Genomic DNA, 14,542 nt, shown 5'->3' with positions numbered 1-14,542 from the left:
TTTATGATTTTTTCCGGACCCACAACACTATATTTAACACTCCTATAGACAGCAAAATAAAAGAATAAATAACCATGAAATGAGATATGCCCGGCTGGAAGGCAAATGCCACAGACCAAGGTGTCATTAGTTTCGGAAATCCGATAAGTACAGCCACAGGTATTACCAGATAAACGATTGCAATCCCGGCCTTTACGGCATAAGTGCGCCATCGGTTCCTTGCCTTATCCACAGTTTCTTCTTGGTCAATGTTTCTCTTCCTTCCAAACATCCACTTTAACGGCAGTATCGTAGTTATAACAACCAAAATTAAGAACAGAACGATCCGAAGATGAGTCCTTTTCATGCTGGGCAGGTCCTCAACATTCGGTTCCTGTCCTTTGAGCAGCTTAAGAACTCCAAGCGGTACCTCGTCGTAACTGACGATACTATCAGCTGAATTCAGCAGAAGAACGATGCCGTATTCTCCCTCCATCGTTAGGTAAGATGAAGTATTCTCGGTTGAACCGCTGTGTTCAACTCTCTTGTCTGTAATGCCCCAACCCATCCCATAATAGGCTTGGTCCCCAGTATAAGCATAGGGCTGATGCATCTCTCGCACACGATCTGGGGGCAGCACGCTTCGTTCCTTATAGCGTCCCCCATTCATCTGTGCAATCAGGTAATGCGTCATATCCTCAGCACTGGAGATTAGGCTCCCATCCGGAACGCCAGCAACCCGATCTTTTCTAAAAGTTGGAACGACCATACCAAATACTGATTGATACCCGGATGCAAGCCCATAGGCTCGGGCCTCAGAAGCATAGGCCGTGCTGTGGCTCATCTTAAGCGGCTTGAATATATGTTCTTTCACATAATCCCCGAATGTCTGACGGGAGACCGCTTCAACAACCCCACCCAGAATGGCGTAGTTAAGATTGCAGTATTGATATTTAAAGCCCACAGGCGCAGCGAGCGGAACATCCTTCATTTTACGGATAAAATCCTGCAGCGGGATATCATCTGAGACGAGGGTTACTTGTCCTTCATAGGTGGACAGACCGCTTGTCTGCTCAAGCAGATGACGAACCGTGATCTTGGCGGATGCGGTTTCATCAGCCAAGCGGAACCACGGCAAATACCGCTGAACGGGAGCATTTAGCTCGATCTCCTTTTTATCAACCAACTGCATTACCGCCATGGCCGTAACCGATTTCGATGTTGATCCCAGCACAAATGGGGTTTGCGGGGTAACCGGCCCCTGGCCAGGTCCTGCTGTGCCGTAACCTTTCGTATATAAGACGGTCTTTCCTCTAACAATCCCAACGGAGGCTCCGGGAATACCTAGACGGTCCATGGCCTGTTCTATGTAAGCATCGACCTTGGAACTGTCAAATTTCGATTCAGTTCCTGCCCTCGTGCTAGGCACAAGGCTTGATAACAAGAATATCAACACGCATATCCAAATTAACTTAATGGCCCGTTTCCTAAATTTATTCCACTCCAAATACATGACGTCTTCTCCCCTAACTTGTAGATGTCACCTCCCCATGCGGTCAGCCTGAGCCTAGAAGAATATGTCCGGCTGTAATAACGCACCTGATACATGAGGTAGCTTCGAGCCCCAGTATAAAAAAGGAATTCGACATCCATGTGTACAGAACATTACATTTAGAGCTTCATATACCGTAGTGGAAGGATAACGGTGAAGGTCGTTTCAATGCCTGGCTGGCTTGTGACCTCCACCTTTCCATAATGGAGATCCACAATCTGCCGAACAATGGACAGACCAAGTCCATGCCCGCCAACCTGCCTTTCTCTGGACGGGTCAACCTTATAGAACGGCTTAAATATTCGGCTAAGTTCACCGCCAGGAACGCCGATCCCATTATCGGTGACGGACATCGAGACCACCTGGCCTGTCTGTCTTGCGGTAAGTATAATCCGGCCTCCGGTGCTAGAGAACTTGATGCTATTGCCGATTAGATTGAGCCAGACCTGAAACAGCTTGTCTTCGTCTGCGGTAATTGTCACCTCCTCAAGCCTCAACTGCATCTCCAGTTGGAATTCAGACCATTTCGGCTCCAGCCGGATTACGGCCTGACGAAGCTGCTCATCCAACCGGAAGCTGCGGACCGAGGACAGCTGTTGTTCATGCTCCAGACTGGTTAATTGGAGGAGATCGCCGCACATTCTGGACATTCTGTCGCTCTCCTCTTCAATAATACCCAGCAGGCGATTCCGGCTGGCTTCGTCCAGCCTCTTGTGCCGGAGCGCATGGGCATATCCACGGATATTGGTCAGAGGTGTTCCTAGTTCATGAGACACATCGGACACAAATCTTCTCCGAATTCCATCCATTCTCCCCAGTTCAGAAGCCATAGCTTTAAAGCTGCGGGTAAGCTGACCAATATCATCATTACGCGTAGAGTGCAAATCGACCTCGAAGTTGCCTCTGGACACAGTTTGTGAAGCCTGGATTAACAGCCGTAAGGGTCTGACAATATAGCGTGCCGCAATGACTACTAACACACTGCCTAGAACGAAGACAAACAACTGCAAATATTGAATCTGAGTCCCCGTTTCACTCAGGAAAAAATCCAATTGAGCCGTCATAAAAAGGACATGGGTTAAGCCGCCGAGCTCAAATGGCAGCCCAATTGTAATATGATCCTCCCTTTTGGAGACATCCCGATATATTTGTTTGGATTTCAATACGTGGCGGATCCCGGCTTGAATATCCGGCAATTCCTGTGCAGGTTCCGTCCCCGAAGTGTACACTTGCTGTTCGCGGTTGTCGTAAATTTGAATCGCGTAAAACGGAATGGAGCCACTAGCCTCCATAAAGAGGCTGCCATTTTGCCCGCCCAGCTGCTTGTAAGCCCTGATCATACTCTGGGCGTGAACAATCATTTTGTCCTGGACAAGCGTATCTATCCGGTTCTCATAGAAATAGTTGATAATGCTGCCTCCCACAACCAGACTCAGGCTTACCACACCTATAAAGCTAAGCACAATACGGGCATAAAGGGACTTAATCATGGTCTGTCTCCAGTCTGTACCCTATACCACGCATGGTCACAATCCTAAAGTCATCCGTATGATTCCGGAAACGGTCACGTAACCGCTTGATATGGGTGTCTACTGTACGCTCATCTCCCATATACGAGTAGCCCCAGATATCGCGGATAAGCATATCACGGGTGAAGATTTGTCCCGGATAACTAGCCAGCTTATAGAGCAGCTCGAACTCCTTAAGCGGAAGAACCCATTCTGCTTCTGGATTGGTTAACTTGACGAGATAACTAATCTTGTCCAGCGTTATGCGGCCGAGCGTCAGCTTATTCGAGAAAGAAACTCCATATCTTCTAAGCAGCGCTTTCACCCGCATCACCATCTCAATGGGCTCAAACGGTTTGCAGATATAATCATCCGTCCCAAGCCGGAATCCCTTGATAACGTCCTCCGTCTCACTTTTGGCTGTAATCATGAGAATCGGCTGGCTTCCCTTTTCCCGCAGCCTTTGACATAGCTCCCACCCATCCATTTCGGGCATCATAATGTCAACAATACTTAAATCCACGGGAAAGTGTGTATAGTACTCCCATGCTTCTGTGCCATTTTGCTTCTCAACAACTTCCATTCCTTCGTCCTTCAAAAATAAACCGATCAGCTCGCGGATGTACGGGTCATCATCAACAACCATAATCTTTGTCATACCTTTTTCTCCCCACGCTTTATTATTTTGGTAATTATATCATTCATGATATGAATGAATTTAAACTCAGCATGAACGGGAGATTACGAAAGAACCTGCCTGCACAACTCTCCGAATCACCTCAAATTCAAACAATAAAGTCACCAAATTAAAAACTCCACAGGCTGCAGCCTGCGGAGGAAACTTATTCTATGACACGCCAAACCTCTATCCAAACCCTTGATTGGATTGTTGCCGTACAAACCAATGACTGGTCGCTAAGCTCACCAGATTACTGCTTTATGCCTTTCTCGGATAACCGGGTGGCTTTGACCAGATAAGTGGCAAGCCATGGAAGAACTCGGGCTAGCCCCGGATATAACCGGTTCGTCTTGGCAAAAGCGAGCTTCTGAATCCGTCTTGCTCTGCTCAGAAGCTGCGTAAATTCAAGCGCGGCCTCCGCCATATAGCCCTGCTCCCATTCATTAAAGCTTACTTCCCCTCTCAAATATTTGTCCGTCCATTGGCTGCACAATAGTGAGGATCGAAGAGCAATGGACATTCCATCTCCACATAATGGAGGTATCACAAGCATAGCATCTCCAATGTGCGGAAATTGGGACCAGGGCTCGGGAACTTCAGAAACCCGGATTGGAGCAATGGACACCTGGGTACCCGGAACTGGAGTCCCTTCACTCAGCCTGGCGCCAAATCTTGTATTTTCCCGGGATGCTCCGCTCAGGATGTCCAGCACCGATTTGCCAGCACGCTGAACCGTATCCAGAGGCAGTAGGGCGGCCACATTGACGAGCCCATCTTCGATTGGAGAAAGACCCACATAACCTCCTTGACAGAAATACAGCTCGACCTGCGAAGGAATACTAATCCCCCGGTAATGGGATTTAACACCAACATAGACCGTTTCATCCTGGCTTTCACCCGAAGAAGCCAGACCACGTGGTTTTCTTGCTCCATAAGCGCCAATAACGGCCTTTGCTTCGTAGCGGACCAGCTGCCCCTCCTGTCTTGCTTCAACCTCATAATATCCATTCGGAAGTTGCTTAACTCCGGTTATGGATGCCTTGGCTGCAATCTCTGTACCAGATCTACATGCCTGTTCATGGAGAAGACGGTCAAGCGTGAAGCGGCTGATGCCGATGGCTTGGCCTGGCAAGGGGGCTTCGATTACTCCCCCATGAGGCATGATGATAACTGCCTTGTCTATGGTGCTGGGAGCGATCTGTTCGACAAGGAGATCCACACCCAGAAACTTTAGCATTTCCTTTGTCTCCGGTGACATGAACTCACCACAAGTTTTGTGACGGGGAAATGCCTGCCGATCAAGCAAGACCGTTCGGTGTCCACACCGGGCCAACTGCAGCGCACAGCTGCTTCCCGCGATTCCCGCACCGATGACTAAGACGTCGATTTGCTTCAACAAGGATTAGCACCGCCTTCATACTATGCATTACGTGACTAGTGGGAAATACCTTTGGCCGGGATAACTACGGAATACCTGAACAAGGGCTTCCAGGCATAGGTCATGGAATCATGTCCGAGCTTCGCTTTTAACTGCTGCCAATCCGTGTTTCTGAACCCCTTGGCTACGGAGAGAGGCCCGTCGTGACGGATATAGCGGTTGCGGGAAATGAGCCGGGTTGTTACCCATACCGCAGAGTATGATAATCTGTGCCGATGAATATCGTTAATCACTACGCCATATCTGGAAGCTCTGAGCATATGCGATATGATGTCAATCAGCTGCTCCCCTTCAAAATGATGAATGAACTGGGCTCCCGTAACTATGTCCGCGGATGCATCCGCCAGCTCCCTCACATCGGCCTGGCGAACCTTAACCCGTGGTTCGTGCCTGAAGAGCAGCTTGGCTTCCTCGCAGGCCTCACGGGTCATATCGACCAGGGTGACATCCAGCTGAATCCCCTTGTGCTTAGCCCACCGAAGAAGCCTCAAGTTAACGTCCCCCGAGCCAGCACCAACGTCCAGAATGCTGAGTGTGCCAGGGCATCCGGCCAGAGTCCACAGCTTCTCAACCCCGTCCTTGGTAGGTCCCGGTGCCGCGAATATTTTGTTCAGACGCCTCAGGTGCCGCAAAGCTTCACGAAGTTCGTCTCCCCCCATGGAGAAATCATCCATGAGTTCATCCTCCTGCGCCCGGTTGGATAAGGCTCTAAAGAAGGACATGATCCTGCTCCAGGTTTAAGGAGGAATACGACGGAACATAGGCAAAGCGCATAAGCTCTGCGGTTAGACCTGGACCGAACGCCATGGCCACACCCTCTGTTAATTCCCGGCTGTTGTCTCTCATTTCACGCCGCATCATCTGCAGTACGAACATAATTGTCACGGATGACAAATTGCCCGCGGTTCTCAAGATTTCCCGGCTGTATCGGGTCTGATCAGCTGTAAGGCTCATCACAGATTCCACGGAGTCAACGATTCCCCGTCCACCTGGATGGATAGCCCAAAGCTCAGGCAGCGGGTCTCCCTGAAGCAAGTGTTGAAGCTCTGCCTCAAGATGCGTGCCTAGCAGCTTCGGAATCCGCGGGGATAGATAGAGATGATATCCGGTATTGCCAACCTCCCATGTCATATCCTCGGTAGAATCGGGAAGGAGTACAGAGTATCCCGTGCTCAACGTGAGAAAGTGCTTATGCTGCAGCTCCGGGGCTCCAATCACACAGGAGGATGCGCCGTCACCGAAGAAGGAAGCGGCAAACAGCGCCTCTCTTTCCTGAATAGGTTGAAAATGAAGCGTGCACAGCTCCACACACACCACCAGAACCTGTGATCCGGACGCTCCGTGAACGACGTCACGTGCCATTTGCACCGCTTTTAGACCGGCCGCACAGCCTTGAAAAATAAGTGGAAGCCGGTTCACACGAGGGGACAACCCTAACTCCTTGATCAGCATAACATCCAGGCCCGGCAGGTATTGGCCAGTACAGCTGACCGTAATGAGATGCGTAATCCGCTTGGGTGACATGTCCGCCTCAATCAAGGCTCTCCTGGCTGCCTCTAATCCAAGAGGAAGTGCCTTACGCTGATATGTATGCATCCGCTCTTCAGTTGTCGGAACGTCGATCTTATCGTCTAAAGGGAGGTAACGGCATTTCTCTGGCTCCCCAAGATAGCTTGGATCACAGGTATACCTTGTCTCCACACCACATGTCTTGAAGATCCGCCTGGTGAAACGGGCCAGGTCTGGCCTGTCCTTCAACGATGAAGCAATAAGATCAGCAACGTCAGACTGGGAGATGGAATGGGCCGGCAGGGCTGTTCCAATCCCCAGGATGGCTGGCTGAGAGCTGATGATCGATAATTTCATTTTCAAACCTCCTGTAACAGATTGACACGAATTAACATCTCTTACCCTGAACCGTATTACTGTAATCTGACCTATTGGATATATTTCTCTTGTTAAAGGTAGGATATCCAAACCCAGGAAGTCGAATTCCACAGTTATTTAATTCATGATATAAATTATTAATCTAATTATTTGTTCTGGCTTTAAGGCCTTCAAGTGAAAGCAGAAAATATGACGAACCCTTAGAAAAACAAAACAGCGACAACAAAGGACCGTGAAATAAGTCCAAGACTGTCGCTGTTTTCGCATGCAAAAAAACGCCCGCAAATACGGGCGCTCTTTGGCGGACAAATCAGCTGAATCAGTTATCCGGTGTCCACCAGTTGCCGGATACTACGATCATGCTAAGAAGACGAATGCTGTTGTCAAAATAGTAGCTGTCAGAGGTAGGAGAATCCACGAGTTCGGTCCACAATTTGTTGAGCCACTGCTGATTGGATGAATCCACCATAGCGCTTACGGCAAACGGTGCTGTAAAGGCGATCGCATGCGCTTTATCATATACCTTGCCGTCAAGCTCGTAACCCGATGCGATCTTGGTCGGATTACCGCCAGTCGCTGACTGAATCCAGCTGTTCATCTTGCGAAGCTGATCCAGTGCGCGGGTATCTCCACTAACCAGATAATCGGTTGCAATTCTCCAAGGCGTGCGGCAGGAGTTCCAGCTGTAAATATCGTCAGTATCCTCTTCCAGGAATCCGTCAGGAGCTGGAGCGTAACTACCGTCGGATTTGCGAACCACAAAGTCAGGCAGCAGCCCAGTCTTTGGTGAGTATTTAGAGAAGATAGCATTGATGATTTTGTACGTAGTGTCAGTAACCTTATCCCACTTCGAATCACTCGTTGCTGCCTTGTATGCTTTCAAATGATTAAGCATGAAATCAGATGGACGTGTTCCCGGACCGAACTCGGAATCGCTGTCCGAAGCCCAATCCCCCAACTTTAAGTGAAAATTCTTGGCGTGAACATCGCTTTTCATAATCGCGTTGATCATCTTCACTGCTTCAGCCTTGTAGTTAATGGAGCCGGAGCTTCCCCACTGCTTGTCTGCCAAAAGCAGGGAGTAAGCGATGTCCATATCCCCATCAGTAGCAGAGTTATCCCCATTGGAATCTACAATATTGCCTGATGAGTCCTTCTTCTGCTGCCAAGCCATCAAGGCCGAATTGATTGAACTTGGATGCGCTTTATAGAAGCGGTATAATCCGTCATAATAGGTTTGGGCTTTGGAATCATAACCTGCCATGTAGGCCGTGATCAGCATGCCATAACCATGTCCCTCGGAACAGGAAACGATCTCAGGCGCGACTATTTTCTCCAGGTTATAGTATACGTAATATTGATTCGAGATCTTGGGATGTTTGATGAGATACTTGGCTTTCCATTCATCGTATTTCTTGGTTACCTGCTGGTCGAGCTGAGCCTGAGTGAAATGGTTGGGTTTAATTGTGCCTGATAAATAGGAAATGTGCTGAGGGAATGGTTTGTTGATAGCTGCGGCAATTGCGGATGATTCTTCCACACTGGCGCTAGCAGCGGCTTCAGTCTGATAGGATGGAGCCAAGCCTGCATCTGATTCCAAAGCCAGAGCTGGCCCTGCAGCTAAGCTGCAAATCAAACATGCGGATACACTTAATCCAAGTAATTTCTTGTTCATAAATGCGTCTCCTCTCAAATTAGGTTTCCTGCCTCTCAGATATCCCTGCAACTTGTAACCTTATGAGTTTGACTGCCCCTCCCCCCACCTCCTTAAGTTACGTAACCTCATTCATCAAATTAAAGCGCTTTAATTTTAGAACAAAAAAATCAGCTGCTCTTCTCTGAACCCTTAGTATCTTTGACGAAAAAGAGAATGTAAGAGTAAAGCAGCAGCTGATTTCACTTAAAACAATAAACGCTTTAATTTTATGTGTCAACCGGAAATTTGTAAAAATCCCACTTCTTCTATACTTCGATAATAATTGGAAGAATCATTGGCCGTCTCTTGGTTTGGCTGTAGATAAAACTTCCAACGCTGTCCTTAAGCGTCTGTTTAATCAAGCTCCATTGACTGATCTCCGATTCACTCAAACCGTTCAATGTTGTCATCACGAGTTCGTGAATCTGCTTCATCAGCGCTTCGGAATCACGCACATACACGAATCCCCTGGAAATAATCTCAGGTGCTGCCATCAGATGTCCCTCGGTCTTGCTGTACGTGGTTACAATGATCAGCATGCCATCCGACGAGAGCTGCTTGCGGTCGCGCAGTACAATATTGCCCACATCCCCAATCCCGAGCCCATCTACCAGACTGTTGCCGGAAGGAATTTTTGGCCCGAGATGCGCCATGCCACCCTCAACCTGAACGGTATCCCCATTGTTAACGATGAATACATTCTCAGTTGGGATGCCTACCGACTCGGCCAGAATCCGGTGCTGGTAGAGCATCCGGAATTCCCCGTGTACAGGAATCAGATAGTCAGGCTTCATCAGGGTTAGCATTAACTTTAGCTCTTCCTGGCTTCCGTGCCCGGATACGTGCATCCCGGCAGCACTGCCGGACCCGTATATCACACGTGCACCGATCACATATAGATTGTCAATGACCCTGGCTAGATTGCGCTCGTTCCCTGGGATGGCCCCGGCAGCGATGATGACCGTATCCCCCGGCAGGATTTCAATCTGCTGATGCTTGGAGCTCGCCAACCGGGACAAAGCAGCCATCGGCTCGCCCTGGCTGCCCGTGCAGAGAATTGCAATTTGTTCAGGGGGAAACCGCTCCGTATCCCCTGCATCGATCAGCAGCCCATCCGGCATCTTCAAGTACCCTAGGTCCTTGGCTACCGAAACTACATTAACCATGCTTCGTCCCAGGAGAACCAGCTTTCTTCGGGTCTCTACGGCAGCATCAATAATTTGCTGAACACGATTTACGTTCGAGGCGAACGTGGAAATAAACACCTGCTGCTTTGCCCGGACAAAAGCTTCAAGGATATGGTCACCCACAACCCTCTCAGAAGGCGTAAAGCCTGGTCTTTCCGCGTTTGTGCTCTCCGACAGAAGCACTTTTACTCCCTGCTTGCCGATTTCGGCCATCCGGTGCAGGTCTGGAAACGGCCCCGTCACCGGAGACATATCAAATTTGAAGTCACCAGTATGAACAACGTTCCCTTCCGGTGTTTTGAAACAGATGCCCAGGCAATCGGGAATGCTGTGGCTGGTGGTGAAGAACGAAGCCTCAATGCTCCCTGCATGTACTATAGAATCGGCATTAATGGTGTGAAGTTGAGCCTGATTCAACAGTCCGTGTTCCTTTAATTTGATTTTAATTAAGCCAAGTGTAAGCGGGGCTCCATAGACCGGTATGTTGATCTGCTTGAGCAGATACGGGATGCCCCCAATATGATCCTCATGGCCGTGGGTTACGATCAAAGCTCTGACCTTCTCCTGATTATCAAGCAGATAACCGATATCCGGCACGATCAAATCGATTCCTGGAAGGCTCTCATCGGGAAACTTCGAGCCGCAATCAATCACAACAATATCTTGGTCATATTGAATAAAGTACATATTTTTACCGATTTCATTGACGCCCCCCAGCGCGGCAATAAACAATTTGTTCCCTGAAAGATTCAACATTTAGCCCTCCCTGCCCCAATAGATGAGACCTTATTAGAGTAATTTAGAGTAATGATTTCCTCTTGCGTTTATTATTGAAATCTGGGGGAAACTTATACACTATTGGTCGGGAAACATACCAATTGGCATCAGGGGGTTCGTTCATGTCAACCAAACACATTAAGCTTACTTTTATGTTCTAGACATTCAAACTTCGGTGAATTGCATCCAGGAGCCGATGCGTCCGGTCGCAGCCATATTCCCAGAACATCACTCCAGCCAGATTATTGCTTTTCACATACTCGCACTTATGCCGGATCGATTCCTCATCATCATACGAGATAAAGCTGGTGCCATTGAACAAATATGGGGCACATGCTTCGGCATCCCAATAGCGGACATATCCGTTCTTATTGATGTATTCAGCTTCAAGCTGGGTATAATCCGGCCCATAACCTCCTGTACTGCCGGCCATTTGATGCAGCCCATTACTCCTGTCAGGAACCTCATGCCAGATGCGTGAATAGAAAGCCACCCCGATCACAATCTTCTCCCTAGGGACACCTGCACGGATAAACATATTTACAGAGAAATCCGTACTGATCCGGAACAAGTCTCCGGAAGGGGTGTACAGATTGGTATGATGTCCTGTCAGGATTTGAAAGCCGCCACGCATGTCATAGGTCATCAGTTGAATGAAATCCAGATATTTCTGAACCTCAGCCATTTCCGTGCCGTCCACATAATACTGGTCTGCACCTGCCGCTATAGTGAGCAGGTAATGTCTCCCCTCCTGGTCTCCCAAGTGGTCCAGCGCCTGCCGGAAAGTCTTCAGCAAAAGAGTAAAGTTGTGCTTATCCTCCGGACTTGCGGCAATACCTGCCTCTCCATAGCAAGGGTATTCCCAGTCCAGATCTATGCCGTCCAGTGGGTAGCTTGTCAAGATTTGTACGGCTGAGGCTGCCATGTCCCCTCTCCCTTTCTCCGAGGAAGCGGCCTCCGAGAAGCCGCCGGCACTCCAGCCGCCTACGGACAAAATCAGGCGGAGATCGGGATGATTCCTTTTGATATTTTCCAATAAATCAAGGTTATTCAGATGATCCACGGAAATTACACCCTCTACAACATGTCCAAAAGCCACATTCAGGTGGGTTAACTTACCCAAATCCTCCGTGGTTAGTTCTGGCAGCTTGTCATCCACGACATATCCGGCAGCGATATAATGATGCTCCATCACTTGACGCCCCCTTCTCCGCTTAGTCCCCAACTCAATCTGCTCAATCTGTTCAACAATTGCCAAGAGTCCTGGCCAGTTCCAATCCGGTAACCTGATGACGAGAAGCGAATGCGGTGATTCCCATCAAGGACAAACAGATGTGGGAAGCCTGACTCCTCTGATCTAAGGGTGGAGGCCACCGAATCAAGCATTTGGTGGCCATGATCTCTTACCAGTACCGTATTCACCGGCATACTGGACAGCCGGGACGCATCAAAGGCCGGGCTGCTGCCAGCGCTGCCAAGAATGAGGATCACCGGCACGCCCAGATCATCAAATGCGTCTTTCAGCTCACTCATTTCCCGTATTAAATGCTGGGTTGGCTCACGCTCCGGCTCAATCCAAGCGACCAAAGCGCCAGACATGCTGGTGAGCTCACCCAGGGTAAGAACCCTGCCATCCATGAAAGCCAGCCTGGCGTTACGATCCAGCTGACCTAGTACCGGGATCTCTTCACTCTCCTCGCGGAAGCTTAATTTGTGGGTAGTCTCTTCACCGGCTAGCAAGGGGAAATAACTGAACCTTACGCGAACACTCCCGTCCGGAAGGCGGATACCCGTTGTCATCCGGTAAGCTCCTGGTTCCACTTCAAGCGGATTTTGGCATAAGTCTTTGGCTGCATAAGGAAAAATCAGCGTTTTATACCACCCACTCTCCAATCTGGCCAGCGTAAAGTTCTCGTAATATGAAGGAGTCACATGCCCTTCTCTTTGTGAATCAGACTGAAGGATGAGCCTCGCCGCAGGAGTGTTGTGATCTCCTGACACAACGTCTGGTACAGCATCCTCCCATTTCCCGTGTGACCAATACTCCGGCTTAAGCTCACTCGGGTGAAGTCTTGCCGGAATTCCCAGGCTGCGGCACAAGGCCACAAAAAGAATGCCCACCGAAATCTGATCACCACGCTTGAGCTTGTAGGTTCCCGCTGCAGTCCCTTTTCCGAGGAGCCCAGGAAGATCTCCGTCAACTTCAATTTCATTCGTTAATCTTCTCATAAGTAGTGCAGGGTCCGCTCTAAAAGTGGCGGAATCATAAGGAGAATAAGCCCTTTGGAATAACTGCCTGTATGGAGCGATCATCTCAAACCATACCCGTGGACATAAAACGTAGGGTACAAAGATGTCCTCTGGGAACTCGTGCACATGCGTAAGTCCACCCGTCAAATGATCGTCCAAGGTCTCCCGGAAGGTGTCAATCAAGTCCTTCTCGTTTAAGCTTTCAAGCAGAAGAAGCGGCCACTCCCCATACTCGGGGCAGCGCTCCAGCAGGAAGATATACAGCTCCCGGCCGTTCCCCCTCGCCTTTCTGAGCACATCCCATAACCGGTCGCATGAAAGTCCGGTCGAGCGGGCCAGCTCTGAAACCTGCTCTTCCTGGATGAATGTACTCTCATATTCTGAGCGAAGCCTGCTCCCTTCTTCTAGCCGAAGCTGATGCTGCGCCAGTAATTCATCAGACATGGGGGCATGAGCTTCCCCGGTTCCTTCTGGCGGAGGAACCATATCCAGATCAAGGGTCCCTTCCGGTTGGCCGGATTGATCGAGCACAATTTCGGCATGATCCCCATCTGCTGCGGCCGCCTTCATTTCGCCCCATCTGCCATCTTTAACGGCGCGGACAAGCAAGTCGCCATGCCCTGTCTTGAAGGAAACCATGCCTTCTTCATTCGTAAATAAAGAGGCAAGCGGGTAGAATTCGGCCATGTTATAAAGCTCGAAATGTACTTCCGCGCCCGCTGCTGGCGTCCCGTTCGAGCCCGTAACCAATATGCTGAGTGTTCTAGTCTTGGCATATCCCTCCAATAGATTGATCTCGGTATAGGTGTCTTCCCGGAGTGTAATATCCTCCGGACCTGGATAATCAGCCAATACCCGGGTGTTGACCAGCATTGCCCGGCGTGAAGGCGGTGTGAACCAGCCCCGGTTCAGGCAGGGCTCCGGCTCACATGCCCCGAAGTAGTACCACTGCCCGTCAGCCCAAGCTTCCACCCATGCGTGGTTGTCATCGCAGTGGGCCCAGCGCGGGGTATACACCTGCCGCGCCGGAATCCCTATGCTGCGAAGCGCCGCCACCGCCAAGGTGGACTCTTCCCCACAGCGGCCCCGAGCGCTGCGGATTAGCGTCAAGGGGGAAGCTGTGCGCTGATCGCTTGCGATGTACGTTGCCTTCTCGTGGCACCAGTAATTCGTTTCCAGAATGGCCTCTTTCATCGACAGGCCGCGGGTTCTTCCAGCAAGCGCCCCATACAGAATACCCCTGGAATCCTCAATGTTCTCGGTATTCACCCGGTAAGGCAGCACAAAGTGAAGAAACAAATGGTCAGGAACCAGGTGTCCCCAAGCAACTTCATCCCGGACTTTCAGGGTCTGCCTTACATGACTTAAGAATAAATCCCCGTCGTAATCGGCCAGATCATTAACCGGCATAAAGGCATACAAATACTTCAGCGCCCAAATCTCTTCCTCGGTTAGCGGCTCTTCGAATATATCGAACAGTTCATGTTTTCTAGCACGGCCCACCTGCTGTCTATTCAGAAATCGCTGCTCAATTTCATATTTGGTCTTGGTATCTAACGAATGAACAAAGCTGTTAAGGGTCAATGAAA

10 protein-coding genes are annotated in these 14,542 nt (G+C 49.7%); all 10 read right to left on the bottom strand.

Features of this window, described 5'->3' with window-relative positions; translation table 11 throughout:
- Position 1: 1 nt before the first annotated feature.
- Positions 2-1,492 (bottom strand): serine hydrolase domain-containing protein, encoded by a 1,491-nt coding sequence (locus tag BN6628_RS11925; RefSeq protein WP_068617662.1) that lies wholly within the window; start codon positions 1,490-1,492, stop codon positions 2-4.
- A gap of 158 nt (positions 1,493-1,650) precedes the next feature.
- Positions 1,651-3,021 carry a sensor histidine kinase gene (locus tag BN6628_RS11920; protein ID WP_082926886.1) on the bottom strand — a complete coding sequence of 457 codons (1,371 nt, stop codon included), beginning with the start codon at positions 3,019-3,021 and terminating at the stop codon, positions 1,651-1,653.
- Complete coding sequence (locus tag BN6628_RS11915) at positions 3,014-3,697, bottom strand: response regulator transcription factor (RefSeq protein WP_068617660.1); 684 nt, start codon at positions 3,695-3,697, stop codon at positions 3,014-3,016. The genes BN6628_RS11920 and BN6628_RS11915 overlap by 8 nt, the downstream gene beginning before the upstream one ends.
- A gap of 271 nt (positions 3,698-3,968) precedes the next feature.
- On the bottom strand, positions 3,969-5,117 hold the full coding sequence (locus BN6628_RS11910; RefSeq protein ID WP_068617658.1) for an FAD-dependent oxidoreductase: 1,149 nt from the start codon (positions 5,115-5,117) through the stop codon (positions 3,969-3,971).
- A 35-nt stretch (positions 5,118-5,152) separates the two neighbouring features.
- Positions 5,153-5,878, bottom strand: coding sequence for a methyltransferase domain-containing protein (locus BN6628_RS11905; protein WP_068617656.1), 726 nt, complete (start codon positions 5,876-5,878; stop codon positions 5,153-5,155).
- Complete coding sequence (locus BN6628_RS11900; RefSeq protein ID WP_068617654.1) at positions 5,865-7,022, bottom strand: type III polyketide synthase; 1,158 nt, start codon at positions 7,020-7,022, stop codon at positions 5,865-5,867. The genes BN6628_RS11905 and BN6628_RS11900 overlap by 14 nt, the downstream gene beginning before the upstream one ends.
- Before the next feature lie 340 nt (positions 7,023-7,362).
- On the bottom strand, positions 7,363-8,718 hold the full coding sequence (locus tag BN6628_RS11895; RefSeq protein ID WP_068617652.1) for a family 8 glycosyl hydrolase: 1,356 nt from the start codon (positions 8,716-8,718) through the stop codon (positions 7,363-7,365).
- Positions 8,719-9,005: 287 nt separating this feature from the next.
- On the bottom strand, positions 9,006-10,682 hold the full coding sequence (locus BN6628_RS11890; protein WP_187386132.1) for a ribonuclease J: 1,677 nt from the start codon (positions 10,680-10,682) through the stop codon (positions 9,006-9,008).
- 178 nt (positions 10,683-10,860) lie between these two features.
- Positions 10,861-11,895, bottom strand: a complete 1,035-nt coding sequence (locus tag BN6628_RS11885; protein WP_068617649.1) for a glycoside hydrolase family 18 protein — start codon at positions 11,893-11,895, stop codon at positions 10,861-10,863.
- Positions 11,895-14,537: a transglutaminase domain-containing protein gene (locus BN6628_RS11880; protein ID WP_068617647.1), complete on the bottom strand. Its 2,643-nt coding sequence runs from the start codon at positions 14,535-14,537 to the stop codon at positions 11,895-11,897. Before BN6628_RS11880 ends, BN6628_RS11885 begins: the two co-directional genes overlap by 1 nt.
- Between the last annotated feature and the right edge of the window lie 5 nt (positions 14,538-14,542).

Origin of the sequence: Paenibacillus tuaregi (assembly GCF_900086655.1) — a bacterium.
Classification (GTDB): Bacteria; Bacillota; Bacilli; order Paenibacillales; family Paenibacillaceae; genus Fontibacillus; species Fontibacillus tuaregi.
The sequence above is the reverse complement of the archived record's forward strand: the minus strand, read 5'-3'. Positions and strand labels throughout refer to the sequence as shown.